Raw genomic sequence first — 6,788 nt, 5'->3', positions numbered from 1 at the left:
GTAGCTGGCTGTGTCAATGCTAAAAACATTAATTTAGTCCGCGAAGTCGGACAAGTCTTTAGTATTGGTTCTTAGTGGTAACTTGTTACCACGCTAAAGAACATAAAAAATAAAAAAGGAGGTAAAAGGGAAGCAAGGGCTAGAGGGCTGTAACTGCTTGAAGCCCCAAAAAGGGGCTAGGCTTAGTAAGCCTTGACTACAATACTACAAAGTAGTATAATAATCATCAAGAGTTGTAAGCTCATAAACTCACCTCACTTTCTGAGGCATAATTTAGGCTGGAGGCTCGACCCTCTAGCCTAACCTCTAGCGCAATTATACATAACTTCCCTTAAAACACTATGGCAAATTTTAACAAATCATACGAACTCATGCTAGGCTTTGAGTTTAACAATCCCAAAAATGCACTACACAAAAACCCTACCGAACAGGGGCTAACATTTATGGGAATTTATGAGATAGCTCATCCAAGCTGGGCTGGCTGGTTAATAGTAAAAGATATGCTTAGAAAGCTAAGCGATATAAAAGAGGCAAGCACTATGCTATACCAAGACAAGAGGTTAAAAGAGCTAGTGGCTAAATTTTATAAAACTAACTTCTGGGATAAGATAAGAGGTGATGAGATAACTAGCCAACATATAGCAGATGAGATATTTATATTTGGTGTAAATGTTGGAGCAAAGCAAGCTATAAAAACAGCTCAAAGAGTGTTAAAACAGCTTGAAGGAGCGGCAACAGATGGCTTAGCAATAGATGGCATAGTAGGAGCACAAACCCTAGCCGCGATCAATCGCTGTGATGTTAATAAATTTGATAAGGCATATGATAGTGCTGAGATAGCTTATTATAATACGATTATACAAGCTAGCCCAAGCTTGCGTATATATGCTAAAGGGTGGAGAAATAGAGCAGAAAGGGTGTAGATGACAGATGAGCAACTAGTACAAAAATTTAGTGAGTTATCAGCGCAAATTACAGAGCTATCACATAAGCAAAATACAATGCAAGAGCAAGTGCAACAGCTGCAAAGAGATATTTTAAGAGAAGTTAAAAGTATAAAATCTGCAATGCCTGCTGGTATATTTGATACGCTTAATGAGATAGACAGAAGGTTTAAGGCTTTTGAATATAAAATTTTTAAGATATGAAAGGTAAGAGATGGGACGAGCAGATGCAACCATGTATAACGCAAGTATTTTAGCGCTAGCACAACCGCAAAAAAGCGCTATTACCCAGGCAGGAGAAGGGCTTTTAAGAGCAAATGACTATCTTTGGAATGAAAAGCTTAGAGGACTACAAGAAAAAGGGCTAAATTTAGACCTGCAAGCTAAGCAGCAAAGTTATGATTTTAACGAAAAGAAAAATCCGCTAGAACTAGAAAAAGCAGAGCTTAGTAACGAACAAACAAGGCTAAATTTAAGCGATAGTTACAAAGATAGCGAACAAAAAGACAGGCTAAGACCACTTGAACTAGCACAAGCACAAAACAAAGTCCGCTCATCCACAGCACAAGCCCAGATGGATGAGTTTAAAAACGCTACTAAAAAAAGTGTTTTTGATATGGATATGGCAAGTAAAAGGGCAGATATCGTAAGTAAAAATATCACAAATGATATAAATAGCTTAAAACGCAATGAGTTAGTAGATGAAATTCAAGCAGGGACTAATGCTAGAAAATATACACAAAGCGGAATGCAAAACCTTGAAGATATAGCAAAAGCAGAACAAGCAGACATAAATACAATAATGCAAGATGATACGCTAAGCACAAAGCAGAAGCTAAGAAGTGTTGATTTAATTAGACGAGCAGCAAAGCAAGCAAGAGGGATATATTACGGCGAAGGCGAACAAGCAAGTAAGATCAACTTAACAGACGCAAAAGCGCAAAAGGCACTAACTCCACAACAGATAAAGAACAAAGAAAGACAAGAGGCTATCAAAAATATACCAGTAGGACAGCAAAAAGAGCTTCAAAATGCATTTGCGATTAGCCAGATGCTTATTGATTTTGCTCATGATGCTATAGAGGCAGAAGATCAGACTACAGGTTGGCTTGATGCTATGACTACTCCTGCTGGGTACAACTCAGGACTTGTAAGCGATAGAGTATCAAACTTACATTCTAAAGCGCAAGCAATAGCTGAAAAACAACGAGCCTCAACCAAAAATGGTGGTCAAGCTGGATACAATAGAGCATTTAACAATCTAAAGCCAGGTCGTGTGTTTTTTAATAACTATGCTACACAAATAGCAAGTGAATTTAATGATCAGCTAGCAACACTACAAGAAAATATAAAACTACTTGAACGACAAGGCAATTATGCAGGCGTACAGGAGTATCAAGAAATGTATGATGATATAGTTAAAAAAATACCAGATGAGATCAAGAGATATACAATCGTAAAAGATCAGCTTGTAAGTTCTGAAGATGACAGATGGAAAGATCCAAAAAATATTACTACACAAAATAATACACAAAACAAAGTAAATAAAGCTGAATTTGAAAAATTTGCAAGTGATTTTTTAAGTGATATAGATGAATATGGTGTAGTTTATGATGGCACAGATTGATTTATAGGTGAAAGATTAGTCCTATTTTTTGCGATAGTTTTTTATTAATATATTAATAAAAATCGTAAAATAGGACTAATGGATGCATATAGATATCAACAACCTAAGACAAGATAATTACTCAGATGATGAGATAATAGGAATATTAAAGCAAAACAATAGCTTAAATATGGACTTTGCTAAAGCAAGAGAGCTGGGGGCAAGCAGCACTGATATAGTAAATTTATACAGTCAAAAATTAGACCTAATAAAGCAAAAACAAAACGCAAAACTGCAAGAGCAAAATCAAGAGCCTATAATACCAATCCAAAATATGAATACTAATGTTAAAGAGCCTACAACACAAGAGCCAAACACACAAAGCAAAGCATATGATACACTAGGCACAAATGAGCAAGAGCCACTAATCGACGAGCAAACGCAAAAGATTTTACAAAATAACTCAATAAAAGCACCACAAGCGCCGATAATGCCAGATAAAATAAATACTCAAAAATCGGCATGGGATAAGGCAAGTGAAGCGATATTAGACGGCATTAGTGAAGTTGGTAAAGCCGCAAAGGATATCGCTTCGCCACTCATTCAAGCCGTGGATGGATATAAGCAAATTTTTAATATGGGCGAGTATGCAAATACTCACAAAGCAAGACAAGAGGAGCTAACAAAAAAACTAGCGACAAAAGAGTACTTACAAAATGGCACTTTTGCATTAAATCCGTTTTTAAAAAGCAAGGAAGAGTCTCAAAGCGACAAAGAAGCATTAATAAATTTCTTTAATGATGAAGCTATAAAGCTAGGATTTAAGCCAAAGATTAAGACTGAGCGAAATGGAGAGGTTAAATTTGGCATAGAGTTAGCAGATGGTAAGGTTAGAGATATTACACCTGGCTTTATGGATGCGATAATGCCAAGTAAAAATGAGATAGTAGGCTCAATCGGCGGGACTTTGGCAAGTGCAGCCGTGCTAGGACTTACAAAAAATCCAGCTTTAGCAGGTGAGGCAAGCGCATATATGAGAGCATTAGCACATCCAACTACTAAAATTTTCGCAGGTGGTGCTGTTGGCTCAGGGGTTGGAGCGTTGCAAGACTATCGTCAAAACACGGCATTAGTAGGAGAAGAAGCAACGCTACAAGGGGCAAGTAGCGCGATGCTTGGCGGTGTAGCAAATGAAGCCTTAGGCGTTGGTATGGCTGAAGCTGTTGCAAAAGCTATACCGCAAGTTAATAAGCTTATGAGTGTATTGCCAAAATATAGCGATAAGGCTATAAATTTTATGCCAGTTTTAAAACAGCTTCGCACACAAAACATATCAGGAGCGATGAGAGAGCTAGAAAAGCAAGTGGGCGGTAAAGCAGAGCTTGAAGCGATACTAGCAAAGGCAAATGAAGCAGGAGTAGTGGTGGATATAAGCGATGCTAGCTATGTTGCAAAAATGACAAAAGATAAGCTAGGCGATGCTGAGAAATTTATAGATAAACTAGATGAAACAACACAAAATCAAACACTTAAAAAAGGTCTAAGCTTTGCTAAAAAGCTTGATGAAGTAGCTATAAAAGGTGTTAGCTATATTGAGCATGGATTTTTATCAAAAGAGGCTATCACAGATGCACAAAGTAAAATTTTAACAATCGCTAGAGCAAATAGCAGGGTTGGGGAGATGTTAGGAAGCATCCTTTCGCAAAATGCAACAGCTGCAAATAATCTAAAGCAGATGATAAACACTGATACAGATAAGATATTTAAAGAGCTTGAGAGTATTAGCGGTGATAGAGCTAGTATAAAGCAGGTTGCTAAGGAGTATGTAGATGGCGTAAAGGCTGAATTTGATGAGATGCTTGATGTGCTAAGCACAAGATATGAGGGCATAAAAACTACTTTGCCAGATACGCCAAACGCACAGCAATTTTTAGATGATATACAAGTTTTAAAAGATAGTAGCTGGAAAGTGCTATCAAATAGAAATTTAAAAGCTATTTTAAATAATTTAGAAAATAGCAAAGAGATACAAATAGCAGATGTTAATACCTTAAGAACTGAACTAAATAAAATCATAGCAAATTCAGATGACTTTAGCACAAAAGACATAGCAAGATCAGCTAAGGCATATGTAGAAAATGATGTGCTTGATGATATCTTAGGACGGCTCGAATTAGGCGAAGAGGCAAAAAAACTATACAAAGAGGCAGTCGCTCAGTATAAGGATATGAAAGTAGTAGAAAACTCGCTTTGGTATAAAAATAGAGTGGCCGGGGCAAGAGCAGGGGATTATAGCGATACAAAAGTTGCTGAATTAGCCTTAAAAGAGTTTAATAAAGCGGTCAATAAAGATGGCTCAAATTTAGGAAGTGTAGCGTATCTGCTTAATAAAATCAGTCCAGAAAAAGCCGCCAGTATTGAGCTTGAATTTATAGAGCAGATACTAACGCAAAATACCTTTAAAGGCGAAGGCGTAAAGGCTATAAATTTAAGTGAAGCGATAAAAGCGATGGGCAAAATAGGCTTTAAAAGCGAAGAAGCAAAGGGATTTAACGCACTACTTAAAAACCTAGAGCCTATCATCAATCAAGACATACACTTAGCAAGTTCAACACAAATATTTAAACAGCAAGAAAAATTTGGCACAGGCATAGGCTATCATCTAGACACGAAAGCAAAAGTGTGGATATCAAACAGAACCATAAAAAACATTATAAGACTACTTCCAATACTTGGTGATCAACCATCACTAATACATCACTTAAACCAAGCCGCACTAAAAGCAAAGGACTATAAAGGTTTTATAAATGAAGTAAAAATAATAGGTTCAAGCCCTACAACACCAAGCGGCATAAAAACGGCTATCAATGAATATATAAGGGCGGCGGATGACTTGCAAAAGCAATATGATAGTGTTGTAGGTAATGCCGAAAAACAAACAGAGCAAATGCCTAGCAAAAACGATACACTTGAAAAAGCAGAGCTAAAAAACGAAAATTTAACACAAAATAATCAAAACTTTACAATACAAGGCAATCAGGCAGCAAAGAGTGATTTAACAGCTAAATTTGAACTAGCTCCAAATGTAAGAGATTTATCAAAGCTTACTACTGATGAGATAAGTGCGGATTTAGAATATCTAGCAAGTAAGCACCCTGAAATTTTTAGTAAGCCTAGTGAAGTTTTTAAACTAATACGAGAGATAAAAAACGAGCCAACACACTATTTTAGAAATTACAGACTTGATGCGGCACTAATAGCAAAAAGACTAGAAAATAACAAAGTAGGCAAATTAGCAATAAATAAAGATAGTGGCGAAGTGATACACGCTACAAAAGTAAGAGAAAGAGACTTACACAGAATGGATAGGGTCAGTAAGCAGACGGCTGGGACATCCACGCTCCCAACACCTTTAAAGGCTACCGATGAAATGCCTTTAAAGCAGGACGCAAATTCCGCTGGTAAGGCGTATTCGTCTGCTAGTGATGAAATTATACCACAACAAACATCAAAAAGCGAAGCTTCTTTACAAAACAAAGGCAAAAACATAACTAAAATAAGCCAAAATGAACTTACGGCTGATATGTTAAAGCAGATAGAAAAAAATAATCAGCGTGTAGCAGTCGGAGAAAATTTAAATCCTGATCAAGCAGTAAAGCTAGGCTTTAAGTATCCTAATGATGTGCGTAGAACTATAGGGGCGGACGAGATAAGGCACACATTAAACAGGCATGGAGAAAATAGCCCCCTTGTAAAATCAAGCGGACAAAAAGCGGTGACGCTTGAAGACATAGCTAAATGGCAAGAATTTTCAGATACAGCGGATATGAAAGCTTTGTCAAAAGACAATATGGGACAAAGTGTATTAATAAGTGGTAAGCAGATAAATGGGCATTATGTTGTAGTTGAAAGTGTGCGAACAAAAGGCAATGAACTTGCATTTAAAACGATGTATTTTGAAAAAGGAGAGTTAAAAGATAGTAAGGCTTTTAAAGAGGCTCAAACGCTACTTTATGGTTATGAGCCAAACGCTAATTCTTTCGCCTCTTTAAAAACTGATGAGATTATACCACAACAAACATCAAAAAGCGAAGTATTTTTAGATGAAAAATTTACAAAGGCTTATGAAGTGGCAAATGCTAAGCCAACAGAGTTTTTAAAAGAGCAATACTTAAAAAAGCTAAGAGATGAGATAGAGGCTAAATATAACATAACTCCAATAAAAGAGTTTGGCACAA

General features: G+C 36.7%; 4 protein-coding genes. All 4 read left to right on the top strand.

Annotated elements, in window-relative coordinates:
- Positions 1-341: 341 nt before the first annotated feature.
- Complete coding sequence (locus tag U5B17_RS09535) at positions 342-923, top strand: glycoside hydrolase family 108 protein (RefSeq protein WP_430805115.1); 582 nt, start codon at positions 342-344, stop codon at positions 921-923.
- The gene (locus tag U5B17_RS09530; RefSeq protein ID WP_430805114.1) at positions 924-1,148 is read left to right on the top strand and encodes a hypothetical protein; all 225 of its coding nucleotides are present in this window, start codon (positions 924-926) and stop codon (positions 1,146-1,148) included. It abuts the gene before it with no gap.
- A 10-nt stretch (positions 1,149-1,158) separates the two neighbouring features.
- Positions 1,159-2,571, top strand: a complete 1,413-nt coding sequence (locus U5B17_RS09525; RefSeq protein ID WP_430805113.1) for a hypothetical protein — start codon at positions 1,159-1,161, stop codon at positions 2,569-2,571.
- A gap of 82 nt (positions 2,572-2,653) precedes the next feature.
- Positions 2,654-6,788 (top strand): PBECR3 domain-containing polyvalent protein (locus U5B17_RS09520; protein WP_430805112.1); only part of this gene is annotated, 4,135 nt, incomplete at its 3' end.

The sequence above is a fragment of the Campylobacter australis genome (assembly GCF_050586305.1).
GTDB lineage: Bacteria > Campylobacterota > Campylobacteria > Campylobacterales > Campylobacteraceae > Campylobacter_A.
Note: the sequence above shows the minus strand (reverse complement) of the source record. Positions and strands in the feature narration are given on the sequence as shown.